General features: G+C 73.9%; 16 protein-coding genes. 9 read left to right on the forward strand and 7 right to left on the reverse strand.

Annotated elements, in window-relative coordinates:
* Window positions 1-43: 43 nt before the first annotated feature.
* From IE124_RS06325 to IE124_RS06335, 3 genes are read left to right on the forward strand one after another with little or no spacing between them, the layout of a single operon-like run.
* Window positions 44-2,119 (forward strand): putative cobaltochelatase, encoded by a 2,076-nt coding sequence (locus IE124_RS06325; protein WP_189505685.1) that lies wholly within the window; start codon window positions 44-46, stop codon window positions 2,117-2,119.
* Window positions 2,119-2,727 carry a cob(I)yrinic acid a,c-diamide adenosyltransferase gene (cobO, locus tag IE124_RS06330; RefSeq protein WP_189505687.1) on the forward strand — a complete coding sequence of 203 codons (609 nt, stop codon included), beginning with the start codon at window positions 2,119-2,121 and terminating at the stop codon, window positions 2,725-2,727. The genes IE124_RS06325 and cobO overlap by 1 nt, the downstream gene beginning before the upstream one ends.
* Window positions 2,721-4,139 (forward strand): cobyrinic acid a,c-diamide synthase CobB, encoded by a 1,419-nt coding sequence (locus IE124_RS06335; protein ID WP_189505689.1) that lies wholly within the window; start codon window positions 2,721-2,723, stop codon window positions 4,137-4,139. Before cobO ends, IE124_RS06335 begins: the two co-directional genes overlap by 7 nt.
* 2 nt (window positions 4,140-4,141) lie before the next feature.
* Here the strand turns inward: IE124_RS06335 and IE124_RS06340 are convergent, their stop codons facing one another.
* Window positions 4,142-4,870, reverse strand: a complete 729-nt coding sequence (locus IE124_RS06340; RefSeq protein WP_189505692.1) for a ZIP family metal transporter — start codon at window positions 4,868-4,870, stop codon at window positions 4,142-4,144.
* A gap of 42 nt (window positions 4,871-4,912) precedes the next feature.
* On the opposite strand from IE124_RS06340, the gene cobC reads away from it, so the two are divergent.
* Entirely contained in the window at window positions 4,913-6,586 is a 1,674-nt protein-coding gene (gene cobC, locus IE124_RS06345) for an Rv2231c family histidinol phosphate aminotransferase CobC (RefSeq protein WP_189506394.1), read from the forward strand.
* A 134-nt stretch (window positions 6,587-6,720) separates the two neighbouring features.
* Here cobC and IE124_RS06350 read toward each other — a convergent pair whose 3' ends face one another.
* Both IE124_RS06350 and IE124_RS06355 read right to left on the reverse strand, forming a co-directional pair.
* The gene (locus IE124_RS06350; protein ID WP_189505694.1) at window positions 6,721-7,728 is read right to left on the reverse strand and encodes an SCO1860 family LAETG-anchored protein; all 1,008 of its coding nucleotides are present in this window, start codon (window positions 7,726-7,728) and stop codon (window positions 6,721-6,723) included.
* Between the two features lie 320 nt (window positions 7,729-8,048).
* Window positions 8,049-8,768: a siderophore-interacting protein gene (locus IE124_RS06355; RefSeq protein WP_189505696.1), complete on the reverse strand. Its 720-nt coding sequence runs from the start codon at window positions 8,766-8,768 to the stop codon at window positions 8,049-8,051.
* A 90-nt stretch (window positions 8,769-8,858) separates the two neighbouring features.
* On the opposite strand from IE124_RS06355, the gene IE124_RS06360 reads away from it, so the two are divergent.
* Both IE124_RS06360 and IE124_RS06365 read left to right on the forward strand, forming a co-directional pair.
* The gene (locus tag IE124_RS06360; RefSeq protein ID WP_189505698.1) at window positions 8,859-11,048 is read left to right on the forward strand and encodes a penicillin acylase family protein; all 2,190 of its coding nucleotides are present in this window, start codon (window positions 8,859-8,861) and stop codon (window positions 11,046-11,048) included.
* Entirely contained in the window at window positions 11,045-11,614 is a 570-nt protein-coding gene (locus tag IE124_RS06365; RefSeq protein ID WP_189505700.1) for a GNAT family N-acetyltransferase, read from the forward strand. The genes IE124_RS06360 and IE124_RS06365 overlap by 4 nt, the downstream gene beginning before the upstream one ends.
* A gap of 12 nt (window positions 11,615-11,626) precedes the next feature.
* On the opposite strand, the gene IE124_RS06370 is transcribed toward IE124_RS06365, so the two are convergent.
* Window positions 11,627-12,712 (reverse strand): amidohydrolase family protein, encoded by a 1,086-nt coding sequence (locus IE124_RS06370; protein WP_189505701.1) that lies wholly within the window; start codon window positions 12,710-12,712, stop codon window positions 11,627-11,629.
* Between IE124_RS06370 and IE124_RS35300 the strand changes: the two genes are divergently transcribed.
* Together IE124_RS35300 and IE124_RS06375 are read left to right on the forward strand one after the other, a co-directional pair.
* Window positions 12,711-12,836, forward strand: a complete 126-nt coding sequence (locus IE124_RS35300) for a hypothetical protein (RefSeq protein ID WP_268246707.1) — start codon at window positions 12,711-12,713, stop codon at window positions 12,834-12,836. The genes IE124_RS06370 and IE124_RS35300 overlap by 2 nt on opposite strands.
* 2 nt (window positions 12,837-12,838) lie before the next feature.
* Window positions 12,839-13,939, forward strand: a complete 1,101-nt coding sequence (locus tag IE124_RS06375; protein ID WP_189506396.1) for a pyridoxal-phosphate-dependent aminotransferase family protein — start codon at window positions 12,839-12,841, stop codon at window positions 13,937-13,939.
* A 169-nt stretch (window positions 13,940-14,108) separates the two neighbouring features.
* On the opposite strand, the gene IE124_RS06380 is transcribed toward IE124_RS06375, so the two are convergent.
* Entirely contained in the window at window positions 14,109-15,176 is a 1,068-nt protein-coding gene (locus tag IE124_RS06380; RefSeq protein WP_189505703.1) for an alkene reductase, read from the reverse strand.
* A gap of 113 nt (window positions 15,177-15,289) precedes the next feature.
* Between IE124_RS06380 and IE124_RS06385 the strand changes: the two genes are divergently transcribed.
* Window positions 15,290-15,835, forward strand: a complete 546-nt coding sequence (locus IE124_RS06385) for a MarR family winged helix-turn-helix transcriptional regulator (RefSeq protein ID WP_189505705.1) — start codon at window positions 15,290-15,292, stop codon at window positions 15,833-15,835.
* Window positions 15,836-15,905: 70 nt separating this feature from the next.
* On the opposite strand, the gene IE124_RS06390 is transcribed toward IE124_RS06385, so the two are convergent.
* Together IE124_RS06390 and IE124_RS06395 are read right to left on the reverse strand one after the other, a co-directional pair.
* Window positions 15,906-16,964, reverse strand: coding sequence for an aminotransferase class V-fold PLP-dependent enzyme (locus IE124_RS06390; RefSeq protein ID WP_189505708.1), 1,059 nt, complete (start codon window positions 16,962-16,964; stop codon window positions 15,906-15,908).
* Between the two features lie 123 nt (window positions 16,965-17,087).
* The gene (locus IE124_RS06395; RefSeq protein ID WP_189505710.1) at window positions 17,088-17,798 is read right to left on the reverse strand and encodes a DsbA family oxidoreductase; all 711 of its coding nucleotides are present in this window, start codon (window positions 17,796-17,798) and stop codon (window positions 17,088-17,090) included.
* Window positions 17,799-17,863 lie beyond the last annotated feature (65 nt).

The following is a 17,863-nucleotide window of genomic DNA, read 5'->3' on the forward strand; positions in this document are numbered from 1 at the left end:
ACCACACGCATCAGCTGATCGAACTCGAGGAAGGAACCGACCGATGAGCACCCGGTATCCGTTCACCGCCGTCGTCGGCATGGACGATCTGCGGCTCGCGCTGCTGCTGAACGCGGTCAGTCCGGCGGTGGGCGGTGTGCTCGTCCGGGGCGAGAAGGGGACCGCCAAGTCCACGGCCGTCCGCGCGCTTGCCGATCTGCTGCCCGCCGTGCCCGTCGTCGCCGGCTGCCGGTTCAGCTGTGATCCGGCCTCGCCCGACCTGGGCTGCCCCGACGGGCCGCACGGGACGGCGCCCGGCATCGAGCGTCCCGCGCGGATGGTCGAGCTGCCCGTCGGCGCCTCCGAGGACCGGCTCGTCGGCGCGCTCGACATCGAGAAGGCACTCGCCGAGGGCGTGAAGGCCTTCGAGCCGGGGCTCCTCGCCGCGGCGCATCGGGGCATCCTGTACGTCGACGAGGTCAACCTGCTGAGCGATCACCTGATCGACCACCTCCTCGACGCCGCCGCCATGGGCGCCTCCCACGTCGAGCGCGAAGGCGTCTCCGTGCGCCATGCGGCCCGCTTCCTGCTCGTCGGGACCATGAACCCCGAAGAGGGCGAGTTGCGGCCGCAGTTGCTCGACCGGTTCGGGCTGACCGTCGAGGTCGCCGCCTCCCGCGTGCCCGAGCAGCGGGTGGAGGTCGTCCGGCGGCGGCTCGCCTTCGAGGACGACCCCGCCGCGTTCGCCGCGCGCTGGGCCGACGAGGAGACCGCGCTGCGGGACCGGATCGTCGCCGCCCGCGAGCTCCTTCCCAAGGTGGCCCTCGGCGACGCCGCGCTGCTCCAGATCGCCGCGACCTGCGCCGCGTTCGAGGTCGACGGCATGCGCGCCGACATCGTCATGGCGCGGGCGGCGACCGCCCTCGCCGCCTGGGCCGGGCGGACGCAGGTCACCTCCGAGGACGTGCGACAGGCCGCGCTCCTGGCCCTCCCCCACCGTCGGCGGCGCAACCCCTTCGACGCGCCGGGCCTCGACGAGGACAAGCTCGACGAGACGCTTGAGCAGTTCAAGGGGGACGACGAGGATCCGGAGCCGGAGGGCCCCGGTGACGGTCCGGGGGACGGCGGTCCGGGCGGTGGCGGTCCTGACGGCGGTGGCATTCCGCCGCAGGGCGACGCGCCCGAGGACACCACGTCGCCCGAGGACGTCCCCGCACCCGCTGACGTCCCCGCGCCCGCCGAGGCGCCCGCGTCCGCGCCGCAGGGCTCCGGCGCCGGTGAGCGCGCGGCCGTCCGGGCGGCCGAGCCCTTCCGTACGAAGATGCTGAGCGTGCCCGGGCTGGGCGAGGGCGCCGCCGGGCGCCGTTCCCGGGCCCGTACCGAGCACGGCCGTACCACCGGGGCCACCCGGCCCCGCGGCGCGCTGACCAAGCTCCACCTCGCGGCGACCGTGCAGGCCGCCGCCCCGCACCAGCGGGCGCGCGGGCGGACCGGCCCCGGGCTCGTCGTCCGGCGGGACGACCTGCGGCAGGCGACCCGGGAGGGGCGCGAGGGGAACCTCGTGCTCTTCGCCGTGGACGCCTCCGGCTCGATGGCGGCCCGGCAGCGGATGAGCGCCGTGAAGGGGGCCGTCCTCTCCCTGCTCCTCGATGCCTACCAGCGGCGCGACAAGGTCGGTCTTGTCACCTTCCGGGGCCGTACCGCCGACCTCGCGCTGCCGCCGACCTCGTCGGTGGACGCGGCGGCCGCCCGCCTCGAACAGCTCCCGACGGGTGGCCGCACGCCGCTCTCGGCCGGGCTGCTCAAGGCCCACGACGTCCTGCGGATCGAGCGGCTGCGGGACCCCTCGCGCCGCCCGCTGCTCGTCGTCGTGACCGATGGCCGGGCGACCGGCGGGGGCGCCGACCCGGTGGCGCTGGCCGCCCGGGCGGCCCGGCTGCACGCGGCCGACGGCACGGCGAGCGTGGTCGTGGACTGCGAGACGGGACCGGTGCGGCTCGGGCTCGCCGGGAGCCTCGCACGCGAACTCGGCGGCACCGCCGTCACCTTGGACGAGCTGCGCGCCGACTCGATCGCCGGCCTCGTCAAGGACGTACAGGCAGCAGGACAGACAACGCAGACCGCATGGAGGGCCGCTTAATGCCGCAGGGACAGCCGACCGTCGTACCCGACGACGGTCTCACCACCCGTCAGCGCCGCAACCGTGCACTCGTGATGGTGCACACGGGCGTCGGCAAGGGGAAGTCGACCGCCGCGTTCGGCATGGCGCTGCGCGCCTGGAACCAGGGCTGGCCGATCGGGGTGTTCCAGTTCGTCAAGTCCGCCAAGTGGAAGGTCGGCGAGGAGAACGCCCTCAAGGCGCTCGGCGAGACGGGCAAGGGCGGCACCGTCACCTGGAACAAGATGGGCGAGGGCTGGTCCTGGATCCAGCGCGAGGTCGCCGAGGGCGAGCAGTCGCACGAGGAGAAGGCCCGCGAGGGCTGGGAGCAGGTCAAGCGGGACCTCGCCGAGGAGAAGTACACGTTCTACGTCCTCGACGAGTTCGCCTACCTGCTGCACTGGGGCTGGATCGACGTCAAGGAGGTCGTCGAGGTCCTCCGCGACCGTCCCGGTCAGCAGCACGTCGTCATCACCGGGCGCAACGCGCCGCAGGAACTGGTCGACTTCGCCGATCTCGTCACCGACATGTCCAAGGTCAAGCACCCGATGGACGCCGGTCAGAAGGGCCAGCGGGGCATCGAGTGGTAGCACGTCTCGTCATCGCCGCGCCCTCCTCGGGCGCGGGCAAGACCACGGTCGCGACCGGCCTGATGGCCGCGTTCGCCGGCCGTGGGCTCGCCGTCTCCCCGCACAAGGTCGGGCCCGACTACATCGACCCCGGCTACCACGCGCTCGCGACCGGCCGTCCGGGCCGCAACCTCGACGCGTACATGTGCGGTACGGGGCAGATCGCTCCGCTCTTCCTGCACGGGGCACGCGGCTGCGACCTGGCCGTCGTCGAGGGCGTCATGGGCCTGTACGACGGGGCCGCCGACCAGGGCGAGCTGGCGTCCACCGCGCAGGTGGCGAAGCTGCTCAAGGCGCCGGTGGTGCTCGTCGTGGACGCGTCCTCGCAGTCGCGTTCGGTGGCGGCGCTCGTGCACGGCTTCGCGTCCTGGGACCCCGAGGTGCGGATCGGGGGCGTGATCCTCAACAAGGTCGCGACGGACCGGCACGAGCACCTGCTGCGTGAGGCGCTCGGGGGCTCCGGGGTGCCGGTGCTCGGCGTGCTGCGGCGGGCGCCCGCCGTCGCGACTCCGTCGCGGCATCTGGGGCTCGTGCCCGTCGCCGAGCGGCAGGCCGCGGCCGTGGAGGCGGTGGCGGCGCAGGCGGAGCAGGTGCTTGCCGGGTGTGACATGGAAGCTCTGCTCGCGCTCGCGCGCAGTGCTCCCGACATGCACGACGACCCGTGGGAGCCGGGGGTCGTCGAGCGGCTGCACGTCGGTGGTTCCGTGGTGCCCGCCCTCCCCCGTACTTCGTCCGGGGGGACCCCCGTCGCCCCGGCGGGGCGCGTGCCCGCGGCGCGGCCGGTCGTCGCCGTCGCCGGTGGAGCCGCGTTCACCTTCTCGTACGCCGAGCACACGGAGCTGCTGCGGGCGGCCGGGGCCGAGGTCGTCACGTTCGATCCGCTGCGCGACGAGAGCCTTCCCGAGGGGACGAGCGGGCTCGTCATAGGCGGCGGGTTCCCCGAGATGTACGGGGCCGAGCTGTCCGCGAACGAGCCGCTGCGCAAGGCCGTCGCCGAGCTCGCCGCGGCGGGGGCGCCGATCGCCGCCGAGTGCGCCGGACTGCTGTATCTGGCGCGGTCCCTCGACGGCCGGCCGATGTGCGGGGTGCTCGACGCCGACGCGCGGATGTCGGAGCGGCTCACCCTCGGGTACCGGGACGCCGTCGCCGTGAGCGACAGCGTGCTGGCCCCGGCAGGGGCGCGGATGCGGGGGCACGAGTTCCACCGGACCGTGATCGAGCCGGGCGCCGGGGCGCAGGCGGCCTGGGGGCTGCGGCAGCCGGAGCGGCGCGTCGAGGGCTTCGTGCAGGACGGGGTGCACGCCAGTTACGTCCACACCCACTGGGCGGGGTCGCCGGAGGCCGCCGTGCGTTTCGTGGAGCACTGCGCGTGAGATCAGCCGCCGGAGACGCCCACCACGAGCCAGATGAAGCCGACGCCCCCGACCGTGCACAGCAGGGTCGAGCGGGCGGGGTGTTCGTGGTGGGCCTCGGGCAGGATCTCGGCGGCGGCGAGGTAGAGCAGGGCACCGCCGAAGAAGCCGAGATAGGCACCGAGGAGTTCCTCCGGAAGGGTGAACAGCAAGGTGGAAGCGGCGCCGATGATCGGGGCGAGCGCGTCGGCGACGAGCATCCCGACGGCCCTGCGGCGGGCGTTCCCGTAGAGGCTCGTGATCGTGTACGTGTTGAAGCCGTCGGCGAAGTCGTGGGTGATGACGGCGAGGGCGACGGTGGCTCCCATGCCCCCGCCGACCTGGAAGGCGGCGCCGAGGGCGACGCCGTCCATGAGGCTGTGCAGGACCATCGCGGCGGCCGCGGTGAGACCGACCTGCGGGACCCTCTCGTCGGCCCCGACCCCGTGTGCCGCCTGGCGGACGGCGAGGAGGCGCTCCACCACATGGGCGAAGAGGAAGCCGCCGACGAAGAGCAGCAGGGCCTCCGGGACGCCGAACACCGCCTCCCCCGCGGCCTCCAAGGCCTCCGGCAGGAGGTCGAGTCCGACGACGCCGAGCATGAGCCCGCCGGCGAGGCCGAGGACGAGGTGGCGGCGGTCGGTGACCCGCCCGGCGACCCACCCGCCGAAGAGCGTCATGAGGAACGCGCCGAGCGCGACGACCACAGCCATGGGCCTTTGCTACCGGATGCGGCGGTGTGCGCGCACCTCGGTGTGGGGGCGCGTCCGGGCGTTCCGGTGGACGACGTACTGGCGCTGGTCGACGCGGTGCTGCGGGAGGCGGGGCTGACGCGGGCGGCGGTGCGGTCGCTGGCCACGCTGGACGCGCGGGCCGCGGAGCCGGGTGTCGCGGGCGCGGGCGCGGAGCTGGGGGTTCCGGTGCGGGGCTTCCCGGCCGGAGAGCTGGCCGCCGTCCCCGTACCGCATCCGTCGGCGCTGCCGCGGGAGGCGACGGGGACGCCGTCGGTGGCGGAGGCGGCCGCGCTGCTCACGGCGGGAGCGGGAGCCGCGGGGTCCAGTGGGGCCGCGGGGTCCGGCGAGCTCGGCGGGGCTGATGGGTCGAGCTTGGCCGATGAGCCGGCCTTGGCTTCCGGGCCGGCGGGGGCTTCCGGGTCCGCCGGAGCCGCTGGGCGTGGGGATGCCGGGCGGGCCGTGCTGCTCGTGCCGAAGCGGAAATCGCGGAGCGTTACGTGTGCGATCGCCACGTGCGTACCGGTTTGTCCGCACGAACATGCCCCAGGCGTACGGTTGTTGCACCTGACTCACGGGTACATCGCTCGCGAGCCTGGCTCACCCCCCACCATCCCCACCCCCCACACGACGGCGGCCATGGACATGCACACGCAATCCGACGCCCACGACCTGCGCCACCACGGTGACGCCGAGGTACGGGACGAGAAGCTGATCGATCTCGCGGTCAACGTCCGGACGAACACCCCTCCGGACTGGCTGCGCAAGAGAATCGCCGATTCACTGACCGGCCTCGCGGCCTATCCCGACGGCAGAGCCGCGCGGGCCGCGGTCGCCGTGAGGCACGATCTGCCGCCCGGCCGGGTGCTGCTCACCGCCGGCGCCGCGGAGGCCTTCGTGCTGCTCGCGCGGGCGCTGCCGGTGCGGCGGCCCGTGGTGGTGCACCCGCAGTTCACCGAGCCGGAGGCGGCGCTGCGCGACGCCGGGCACGAGGTGGGCCGGGTGCTGCTCCGCGAGGAGGACGGCTTCCGGCTGGATCCGGCGGCGGTGCCCGACGACGCGGACCTGGTGGTGATCGGGAACCCCACGAACCCGACCTCCGTCCTGCATCCCGCCGCCACGATCGCCGCCCTGGCCCGGCCCGGCCGGACGCTGGTGGTCGACGAGGCGTTCATGGACGCGGTGCCGGGCGAGCGGGAGTCGCTGGCCGGGCGGACCGACGTGCCGGGGCTCGTGGTACTGCGCAGCCTCACCAAGACCTGGGGGCTCGCGGGCCTGCGGATCGGGTACGTCCTCGCCGAGCCGGAGACGATCGCCCTGCTCGAACGGGCGCAACCGCTGTGGCCGGTGTCGACGCCGGCCCTGGTGGCGGCGGAGGCCTGCATGTCGCGGATGGCGCTGGCGGAGGCCGAGCACGCGGCGCACCGGATCGGTGTGGAGCGGGCGCATCTGCTCGCCGGTCTCGCGGAGTTCGACGAGGTGCGGACGGTCGCCGGGGCCGAGGGTCCCTTCGTCCTGCTGCGGATCGACGGGGCGGACGCGATACGGGACCGGCTGCGGCTCCTGGGCTTCGCGGCCCGGCGGGGGGACACCTTCCCGGGTCTCGACCGGAACTGGCTGCGGCTCGCGGTCCGGGACCGGGCCACGACGAACCGATTCCTCCAGGCCCTGGACCAGGCGCTCCTGCTGAACGGCTGAGGCCCGGCGTACAGGAGGACGTCCACGCGCGGGAAGGGCTGCGGGGAGGGCGGCGTCGTCACCGCCGCCCTCCCCGCAGCCCCGTTTCCCCGGCCACCCCTTTCGGCACCCCCCGGCGCCTCCCCCTCGGGCCGTCAGCCGCGCGAGCGGGCACGCCTGCGGGTGACCGCCAGGGCGCCGCCGCCGGCCACCAGGAGGGCGAGCGCGCCCGCCGCGATGTACGTGGTGGAGGAGCTGCCGCCGGTCTCGGCGAGGTTCTCGGTGGGGGTGACGCCGCCGTTGTTGGTCTTCACGCCGCCGTCGCTGCTCGGCTCGGCGGTGGGCTGCTGCGAGGGCTGCTCGGAAGGCCGCTCGGTGGGCTCCTTCGTGGGCTGCTCCGTGGGCTCCTGCGTCGGCTCCTTGGTGGGCTCCTCCGTCGGGGCCGGGCCGTCGGGCGTCTCGCAGGTGGCCTCGGCGAGCGTCACGGTGCCGTTGACCTCGGCCACGCCCAGCTTCAGCGGGTCGACCTCCACCTTCAGTTCGAGGGCCGTCGCGGCAGCGGTGTCGGAGGTCGTGGAGGTGCGGGAGAGGTCCAGGGTGACCTGGCCGACGCCCGGCACGCTCACCTTCGTCTGACCGCCGGTGGAGAGAGTGGTCTTCTTGCCGAAGACGATCACGTGCCCGAGGACGTTGGACTCGGCGACCGGTTCCTTGCCCACCTCGCACAGCGCCTTGGAGGTGACCTTCTCGACCTCGATGAGGGAGAGCAGCGGAATGCCGGGGACGTGGACCTGCGCCTTGACCAGGTTCACGTACCCCTCGGCCTTCGTCTCGTCGACGGTGGCCTTGGAGGTGGCGACGTCGGCGGCGAGGATGTCGATCGGCTCGCCGCCCTCGGCCCCCTTCACCTTCACGGAGAGCGCCGTCTTGTTCTCGGTCTCCGGCGCCTCGACCTCGTTGAGGGAGGTGCGCACCGGCACGTCCACGGTCTTGCCGAGGAGGGAGACGTCGAGGCCGGCCCGCAGGACGACGGCGGTGGCACGCCCTTCGCCGCCCGTGGCGTGCGCCGGGGCCGCGAGGAGCACGGGGCCGACGGCCAGGGCGGCGACGGTCGCGGCGGCGGCGGTGCGGCGTACGGGCGTGCGGAAGGTGTTGCTGTTCAAGATGGTGGAACCCCCACAAGAGACATGGCGTCGCCGGCCGCTCACCACGGGGACGGTGGGTCGGCGCGGCCTCGGCGACTTGAGACACCGGAATCTTTACGCACGGAGAGTGAACCGACAGTCGCCTGACGTGAGTTCACTCCAAAGGGGGGTTTCCGTGTTCATATTCGATTTTTCTCTATACAACCGTTGCCGCACGCCCCGCGTCTTTCGTACGAGCGGACGCGTGCGGACACCGGCCGGACAGTGCGACGGAAGGTGAAAAACGAGCTGCCACGTCCCGAGGTAACGGACCGTCAACCCGACGCCATGGCGAGCGGTCAGCTCGCGCGCCAGTACCCGAGCGCGTGGACGCGCTCCTTCGGCAGGGCGAGCTCCTTGCGGGCGTACGCGGCGAGGGTGCGGGTCGTCGTCGTGTCGCAGGCGATCCAGACGTAAGAGGCGGCGTCCGCGAGTTCGGGCAGCTCGGCCTTCACCCGGGCGACGAGATCGGCGCCACCGCCCTGGCGCGGGACCCGGCGCAGCTCGTGGTGCGCGGGGTCGAGCCGGACCGGCAGCTCCTCGTCGGAGGCGTGCTGCGTCTCGAACCAGACGGTGGCGGGGACCCCGGGGAGCGCGTCGAGCAGGGAGTTGACGGCGGGCAGCGAGGCCGGGTCGCCGACCACGAGCAGGCGCGCGGGGAGCGGGTCGGGCGCCTCGAAGCCGGTGCCCTGGAGCGTGGCCTCCACGGAGTCGCCGGCGGCGCAGGAGCGGGCCCAGTGGCTGGCGATGCCGTCGTGGAGGGCGAATTCGAGGCTGAAGGTGCCCGCGGCCGGGTCGGGGTCGACCAGGGTGTACGCGCGCTGGTGCGGCTTGCCCGCGTCGTCGAACCAGAGGCGCACCCACATCGTCGGGTGGACGCCCGCCGCGGCGAGCAGGCCGCCGTCCGTGAAGTGCACCCTGCGGTAGTCCTCGGTGACCTGCTCGGCCCCCGTCACCGTGAACGTGAAGTCCTTGCCGCGGAACAGCTTGAGGACCGCCCCCTGCCAGCCATGCCCCACCGTGATCTCCTCCCCTGGAGTCCTGTAGATTTACTTAGGTCAGCCTAACCTAAGGTTCCGGAAAACGTACGGACGAGATCGGGGTCTTTCGTGAGCATCGAGGTCTACCGGGACGCCTGGGGCGTCCCCCATCTGCGCGCCGCGGACCCGGAGGAACTCGCCTTCGCCCAGGGGCGGGTCACCGCCCGCGACCGCGCCTGGCAGCTGGAGGTCGAGCGGCACCGGGCCCAGGGCACCACGGCCGCCTTCCTCGGCGCCGCCGAGCTCGGCTGGGACACCTTCGTCCGCCGGGCCCGGATCGCCGACACCGCCCGCCGCTGCCTCGAACGGTTGGAGGCCTCCGACGCACCGACGGCCGCATGGGTCCGGGCCTACGTGGACGGGGTCAACGACGGCCTGGCGGACGGGGCCTCGCGCGCGCCCGAGTTCGCGGAGACCGGCCTCGCGCCCGGGCGGTGGGAGCCGTGGACCCCACTGGCCGTCTGGCTCTCCACCCACATCCTCTTCGCCGGCTTCCCCACCAAGCTGTGGCGGGAGGAGGTCGCCCGGCGGCTCGGCGAGGAGTGGACGGAGCTCTTCGCGACGGACGGTCCCGGCACGGCGGGCTCCAACGGCTGGGTGGTCTCCGGCGAGCGGACCGCGAGCGGCGCGGCCCTGGTGGCCGGCGACCCGCACCGGTTCATCGAGGCCCCGGGCGTCTACCAGCAGATCCGGCTCGCCTGCCCCTCGTACGACGTGGTGGGGCTCGCCGTGCCCGGCATCCCCGGGCTCGCCCACTTCGGCCACACCGGCTCGGTCGCCTGGGCGATCACCAACGCCATGGCCGACTACCAGGACCTGTACCGGGAGCGGCTCCGACGGCTGCCGGACGGGGGCGTGGAGGCGCTCGGCCCGGAGGGCTGGACCCCGGCCGCCGCGCACACGGAGACGATCGAGGTCGCGGGCGGGGAGCCGGTCGTGATCGAGGTGGTCGAGACGGACCGCGGCCCGGTGATCATCGACGGGGACGGCGGGCAGCAGGCCCCGAGCGCCGACAGTGACGCCTCGGACGCCGACGCAGACGCCTCGGACACCGGCACCGACGTCTCGGACACCGACGCCGGCGCCTCGGACGCCGACACAGACCTCTCGGACACCCGCGCCTGGGAGGCCGTCAGTCTGCGGTATCCGCCGCGCGTCACCGGGGAGCTCGGCTTCGGGGTGCTGCCCGCGCTGCTGCGCGCCCGGACCGTCGGGGACGTCGACGCGGCCGTCGACGGGTGGGTCGAGCCGGTGAACGTGCTCCAGGCCGCCGACACCCGCGGCGGGCTGCTGCACCGGGTCGCCGGGCACGTGCCCGTACGCGACCGGGCCAACTCCCTACGCATCGTGCCGGCCTGGGACCGGACCCACGACTGGGCGCCCGAGCCCGCGCCGCTCCCCCGCGCCCAGGTCGGCGGGCACGCCGTCATGGCCAACGCCCGGGGGCTCGCCGCGCCCCTCGGCATCGAGTTCGCGCCGCCGCACCGCGCGGCCCGGATCGGCGAGCTCCTCGACGCCTCGGCGGAGTGGACCCCCGAGAGCACGACCGCCGTCCACAGGGACACCGACAACCCCTCGGCGGCCCGGCTCCTCGCGGTCGTGGAGCGAGCCGCCGACGGGCTCTCCCCCGCCGCCTCCGCCGTGCGCGGCCGGCTGCTCGGCTGGGACCGGCGGATGGCCGCGGAGAGCACCGACGCCGGGCTCTACGCGGCCGTGCGCGGGGCCGTGGTCCGCCGGCTCGCCGGCCACGAGGCCTTCGCGGCGCTGCGCGAACCCGCCCCGTATCCGGAGCTGTTCCGCCCCTGGCTGGCCCTCGGGCCCCGGGTCGCCTTCGCCCTGGAGACGCTGCTCACGGCCGGTCCCGTGCCCGTCGGGGACGTCGACCGGATCGTGCGCGAGGCCCTTGAGGAGGTCGGGGCCGGTGAGCCGCCCGCTGCCTGGGGCGTGACGCACCGCCTCGCACCGTGGCAGGCGCTCCCCGACGCCGACGACGCGCAGTGGCCGGGCCTCGCCGGGGACCACGACTGCGTCCTCTCCACGTCGAGCGTGCCCGGCTGGACCGACCGCAGCGCCCGCGCCTCCGCCGCCCGCTACGTCTGGGACCTCGCCGACCGCGAACGGAGCGGCTGGATCGTGCCGTTCGGCGCGTCCGGGGTGCCGGGCGACGCGCACCACCGCGACCAGCTCCCCCTCTGGCTGCGCGGCGAACTCGCCCCCGTCACCACCGACTGGCAGAACCTCACCAAGGAACAGGGATGACCACCACCACCCCCGCCACCTACGTCCACGTCGTCGAGGGCTTCGGGACCGTCACGGTCCGGCCCGTCGACCCCGACCGCGACGCCCCGCTCCTGCACGGCTGGGTCTCCGAGGAGCGGGCCCGCTTCTGGGGCATGAACGGCACCACCGTCGAGCAGGTCCGGGACATCTACGCCCACCTGGACTCGCTCACCACCCACCACGGCTTCCTGGTCGACCTGGACGGGGAGCCGGTCGCCCTCTTCCAGACGTACGACCCCGAGGCCGACCGGGTGAGCGAGTGCTACGAGGTGGAGCCCGGCGACATCGGCGTCCACTTCCTGATCGCACCGAGCGCCACCCCCCGGCCCGGCTTCACGGCCGGACTGATCGGCGCGCTCGTCGCCTTCTCGCTGCGGGACCACACCCGGATCGTGGTCGAGCCGGACGCCGCCAACGAGAAGGCGATCGCCCGCATGGCGCGGGCCGGCTTCGAGCTTGGCCCGGAGGTCGTGCTGCCCGAGGTGGACCTGCCGGAGGTCTTCATCCCGGAGAAGCGGGCCCGGCTCGCTTTCCTGAGCCGCTGAACCCGCCGGGGCTCAGCCGATCACCCGGCCGTTGACGACGACCCGGCGCGGCGCCGCGAGGACGCGGACGTCCGCGCGCGGGTCCTCGCCGTAGACGACGAGGTCGGCGGGAGCGCCCTCCTCCAGGGAGGGGCGGCCGAGCCAGGCCCTGGCCCCCCAGGCGGTGGCCGAGAGCGCGTCGACCGGCGGGATCCCGGCCTTCGTCAGCTCCTCGACCTCCTCGGCGACGAGCCCGTGGGCGAGGGAGCCGCCCGCGTCGGTGCCGACGAAGACGGGGACGCCCGCGTCGAAGGCGGCGCGGACGGTGTCGTACCGCCGCTCGTGCAGCCGGCGCATATGGGCCGACCAGCGCGGGAACTTCTCCTGGCCCCCGTCGGCGAGGTGCGGGAAGGTCGCGATGTTCACCAGGGTCGGGACGATGGCGACGCCCCGCTCGGCGAAGAGCGGGATCGTGTCCTCGGTGAGGCCGGTGGCGTGCTCGATGCAGTCGATGCCGGCCTCGACCAGGTCGCGGAGCGAGTCCTCGGCGAAGCAGTGGGCGGTGACGCGGGCGCCGAGCCGGTGCGCCTCGGCGATGGCCGCCTCGACCTCCGGGCGCGGCCAGCAGGCGGTGAGGTCGCCCGCCTCGCGGTCGATCCAGTCGCCGACGAGCTTGACCCAGCCGTCGCCGCGCCGGGCCTCGCGGCCGACGTACGCGACGAGGTCGGCGGGCTCGATCTCGTGGGCGTAGTTCCGGATGTAGCGGCGGGTGCGGGCGATGTGCCGGCCCGCGCGGATGATCTTCGGGAGGTCCTCGCGCTCGTCGATCCAGCGGGTGTCGGAGGGCGAACCCGCGTCGCGGATCAGGAGCGTGCCCGCGTCCCGGTCGGTCAGGGCCTGCTTCTCGCTGGTGGCCTCGTCGACCGGGCCGTGCCGGTCGAGACCGACGTGGCAGTGGGCGTCGACCAGACCGGGCAGCGCCCAGCCCTCGACGGTCACCGCCTCGGCGGCGGGCCGGTCGTAGGTGATCCGGCCGTCGACGCACCAGAGTTCGTCCCGTACGTCCTCGGGGCCGACGAGCACCCGTCCCTTCACGTGCAGCACCGCGCGATCGCTCATGTCTGCACTGTACGAGGACGGGACCCCGCCCGGGGAGGGCCCCCTCGGTACCCTGATCGGGAGTTCCGCCCGCACCGCCATGCGCACCATGCACCGCACCGAGTCGAAGAAGGCACCACCGTGACCGTGACACACCCGCTCCTGGACCTGGCCCCGCTGACCGCCGCGCATTTCGCGTCGATCGAGCGCCGGGTGGCCGCGCTGCTCTCCACGGAGCAGGACGTGGTGATCACCCAGGGTGAGGCGCTGCTCCCCCTGGAGGGGTGCATCCGCAGCGGGGCGCGGGCCGGTTCGACCGCGCTGAACGTCCTCACCGGTCCGTACGGGCAGACCTTCGGCAACTGGCTGCGGGACTGCGGGGCAACCGTGGTCGACCTGGAGGTGCCCTTCCACACGGCGGTGACGGCCGAGCAGGTCGAGCGGGCGCTCGCCGAGCACCCGGAGATCGACTTCGTGTCGCTCGTGCATGCGGAGGCGGCGACCGGGAACACCAACCCGGTCGCGGAGATCGGCGAGGTCGTCCGGGCGCACGGCGCGCTGTTCTACCTGGACGCGGTGGCGTCGATCGGCGCGGAGCCGGTGCTGCCGGACGCGTGGGGCGTGGACATGTGCATCATCGGCGCGCAGAAGGCGATGGGCGGCCCCGCGGGCGTCTCGGCGGTCTCGGTGAGCGCGCGGGCCTGGGAGCGGTTCGCCGCGAACCCGGCGGCGCCGCGCCGCTCGTACCTCTCGCTCCTGGACTGGAAGGAGCGGTGGATCGACGGCGGCCGGAAGGCACTGCTGCACGCTCCGGCGCAGCTGGAGATGCTGGCACTCGAGGCGTGTGTGGAGCGGATCGAGGCGGAGGGTCTGGACGCGCTGATGGCCCGGCACGCCTCGGCCGCGGCGGCGACCCGGGCGGGTGCGCTGGCCCTGGGCGGTGGTCTTGAGCCGTACGTGCACGAGGCGAAGGACGCGGCCCCGGTCGCGACGACGCTGCGCTCGCCGGTCGGGGTGGACGCCTCGGAGCTGGTCGCGAAGGCCCTCTCGGCGGATCCGTCGCTGCCGCTGATCGCGGGCGGCGGGGCGCTGGCCAAGGAGATGATCCGGGTCAACCACTACGGGGTGGACGCGACTCCGGGCGCCGTGCAGTCCTCGCTGGCGGCGCTGGGCGCGGCGCTCGGCGACTCGGGCCGCCCGGTGGACCTGGAGGGCGCGCGGCGCGCGGTCACGGAGGCCTGGAAGTAGCGGGGACGCAGACGCGTAGAGGGGTACGTGAGAGGGGCGGAGTCCGGCACCGGACTCCGCCCCTCTCACGTACCCCCGTACCCCCGTTCCCCCATACCCCCGTACCCCCGTTTTCCTGTTTTCCTGTTTTTCCCGTCCCCCCGTTCCCCGCTCCCTCTGTGTCGTCGCCTTACAGCGCGGGGTAGTCCGTGTAGCCGCGGTGGTCGCCGCCGAAGTACGTGGCGGTGTCCGGGGTGTTGTACGGGCCGCCTGCCCGGAGCCGTGCCGGCAGGTCGGGGTTGGCGAGGAACAGCGCCCCGTACGCGACGAGGTCGGCGGTGCCGTCCTCGATGAGGGCCAGGGCGTCGGGCCCGGTCGGCCCCTCGGTGGCCGGGTTGAGGATGAGGGTGCCGGAGAAGGCCTTGCGCAGGGCGAGGGTCAGCTCGCGGACCTCGGGCGCGGGCTCCGTGACGTGCAGGTAGGCGATGCCGATCGGGTCGATGGCCTCGACGAGGGCGGGGTAGATCTCCGCGGTGTCGGTCTCGGCGATGTCGTTGTAGGTGTTGGCCGGGGAGACTCGCAGGCCGGTGCGCTCGGGGCCGATCTCGGCGGCGACGGCCCTGACGACCTCGACGGCGAAGCGGATGCGGTTCTCGACCGGGCCGCCCCACTCGTCGGTGCGGTGGTTGGAGCCGGAGGCGAGGAACTGCTGGATCAGGTAGCCGTTGGCACCGTGGATCTCGACGCCGTCGAAGCCCGCCTCCACCGCGTTGCGGGCGGCGGTGGCGAAGCCGGCGATCGTCTCCCGCACCTCCTCGGCGGTGAGTTCGCGCGGGGCGACGAAGTCGATGAGGCCGGATCCGGCGAAGAGCTGTCCGGCCGGGGCGACCGGGGAGGGGCCGACGGGGTGGAGGCCGTCGCCGAGGACCTCGGGATGGCTGATCCGGCCGGCGTGCATCAGCTGGACGAAGATCCGGCCGCCGCGCTCATGGACGCCGTCGGTGACCTCGCGCCAGGCGGCGATCTGCTCGGCGCTGTGCAGGCCGGGGGTGTTGGGGTAGCCCTGGCCGATGGCGGTCGGCTGGGCGCCCTCGGTGATGATGAGGCCGGCCGAGGCGCGCTGGGCGTAGTACTCGGCGACGAGCGCGGTGGGGGTACGGCTCTCGGCCTCGGCCCGGCTGCGGGTCATGGGGGCCATGGCGATGCGGTTGGCGAGGCGGGTGCCGGCGAGGTCGACGGGGTCGAAGGCAGTGGTCATGGCGGTTCCCTCACAGAATATGTGGTCGGCCAACTAATGGGGCCGTTGTCACTGTAACCCATTCATTGGCCGACCAAGGTAATCTTCTGGGAGAGCCTTCCCGAGGAGTCCCGATGCCAGGAACCACCGACCCCGTCTGTACCGAGCCGCGCGCCGCGGCGCGCACCGGTGTGTGCGGCGAGCCACCGACCGCCGCGCGCGGCGGGCCCGTCAGCCACACACTGGCGCGGGTGGCCCGGATGCACCGGATCGCCATGGGGAGGCGGCTGCGGGAGCTCGGCCTCTACCCGGGCCAGGAGCTGATGATGATGCGCCTGTGGGACTGCGGGCCGGTCCGCCAGTCGGAGCTGATCCAGTCCCTCGGGCTCGACCCGTCGACGGTGACGAAAATGCTCCAGCGCCTGGAGCAGTGCGGCCACGTCCGCCGCCGACCGGACCCCGCCGACCGGCGCGCCGTCCTCGTCGAGGTGACGGACGAGGGCCTGGCGCTGCGCGCCGGGGTCGAGGGCGCCTGGCAGGGCCTGGAGGAACTGTCGCTCGGCGGGCTCGCCCCGGCCGACCGGGCGGAGCTGGCCCGCCTGCTCGGACTCGTGGCGGACAACCTGTACGAGGAGGCGGGCGAGGAGGGCGACTGCCCGCCGCTGCCCAAGAGCTGCTGACGGGCGGGGGCCCGCCGGGGTGTGGTCCCGGTGGGGACGCCCCGGCACCTGGGGTCCTGGGGCTGACCTGTCAGCCGGCCAGGACGTCCAGGGCGCGGTCGACGTCCGCCGCCGTGTTGTAGAGGTGGAACGAGGCCCGCAGATTGCCCGCGCGGGCGGAGAGCAGCACGTCGGCGGCGCGCAGCGCGTCCGCGCGGTCGCCGAGGCCGGGGACCGCGACGACCGTCGAGTCGTCCATGACCGGCGCGTGGCCGAGCTCGACGAGTCCGGCGCGGAAGCGGGCCGCGAGCCCCTTGTTGTGGGCCTCGATGCGGTCGATGCCGATCTCTTCGAGCAGCGCGAGCGAGCGGGCCGCCCCGTGGTACGAGAAGAAGGCCACGGGCTCGTCGAAGCGGCGCGCGGAGCGGGCCAGTTCGCGGACGGGGCCGTAGCTGTTCACCCACAGCTCCTCGCCCGTGACCCAGTTGGCGTGGATCGCGAGCAGCGAGTCCTGCGCCTCCTCGGTGACGGTGAGGAAGGAGGCCCCGCGCGGGCAGAGCAGGTACTTGTAGGCGCCGGAGACCGTGTAGTCCCAGTCGCCCGCGTGCAACGGCAGCCAGCCGGCCGACTGCGTCGCGTCCAGGAGCGTCCGGGCGCCGTGGGCGGCCGCCGCGGCCCGTACCGCCGCGAAGTCGGCCGTGCGGCCGTCCGCCGACTGGACGGCCGAGAAGGCGACCAGCGCGGTCTCGGGGCGGACCGACTCGGCGAGCAGCTCCAGGGGCACGAAGCGGGTCTTGAGGTCGCCGCGGATCGTGAAGGGGGTGATGACGGAGGAGAAGTCGCCCTCGGGGAAGAGGATCTCGGAGCCCGAGGGCATCGACTGGGCGATCATCCCGCAGTGCACGGCGACGGAGCTGCCGACGGAGACGCGCTCGTGCGAGACGTGGGCGAGCCGCGCGAAGGCCGCCCTGGCCTCGTCGACGATGTCGAAGCTGCCCGCGCCGTCGGCGCGGCCGTCGGCGGTCTGCTCGGCGAGGAGCGTGACGGCGTCGATCGTCCGGCGGGGCAGCAACCCGCAGGCGGAGGTGTTCAGATAGGTGTGCTTGGGCGCGAACTCGGCGCCGCCGAGCGGCCGGTGCAGGGATTCCATGCCCCCACCCTGGATTCCCCACGATCACCCGTCAATGGCGATTCGACCGTGGGGAATCCCCAAGACGCGCTTATCTCCGCAGGTCAGACGGGGTATTGCTGTCAGAGTGGGGGTCTCGGGCCGTCAGGCCCGCGGGACCTCGCACCCGTCCGGACCGCAGGCCTCGGCCTCGGCCTCGCCGCCGACCGGCTGGAGGACGCGGCCCTGCCAGGCCTGCTCCAGGGCCTGTGTGAAGACCTCGGCGGGCTGACCGCCGGAGACGCCGTAGCGGCGGTCCAGGACGAAGAACGGCACGCTGTTGGCGCCGAGTTCGGCGGCCTCGCGCTCGTCCTCCCGTACGGCGTCGGCGTAGGCGGACTCGTCGGCGAGGACGGCCCGGACCTCGGCCTCGTCGAGACCGGCCTCGACGCCGAGCACGGCCAGGGTCTCCGTGTCGAAGACGGAGCGCTCCTCGGCGAAGTTGGCGCGGTAGGCGAGGTCGAGGAGCTCGCTCTGGCGGCCGCGCGCCTTGGCGAGGTGGAGCAGCCGGTGGATGTCGAAGGTGTTGCCGTGGTCGCGGCCGTCGGTGCGGTAGCCGAGGCCCTCGGCGTGCGCGTTGTCGGCGACGTGCTGCTCCATGGCGCGGGCCTCGTCGAGGGTCCGGCCGTACTTCTTCGCCAGCATCTCCAGGACCGGGCCGGTGTCGCCCTTGGTGCGGTGCGGGTCGAGCTCGAAGGAGCGGTGGACGACCTCGACGTCGTCGCGGTGCGCGAAGGCCTCCAGGCCCTTCTCGAAACGGGCCTTGCCTACGTAGCACCAGGGGCAGGCGATGTCGGACCAGATTTCGACGCGCATGTGATTGCTCTCCGAGGGGGTTGCCGGTGCGGGTGTTCCTCGACGGGAACGCCACTGCCGGTCCG

Source organism: Streptomyces narbonensis (assembly GCF_014649015.1).
Lineage (GTDB): Bacteria > Actinomycetota > Actinomycetes > Streptomycetales > Streptomycetaceae > Streptomyces > Streptomyces narbonensis.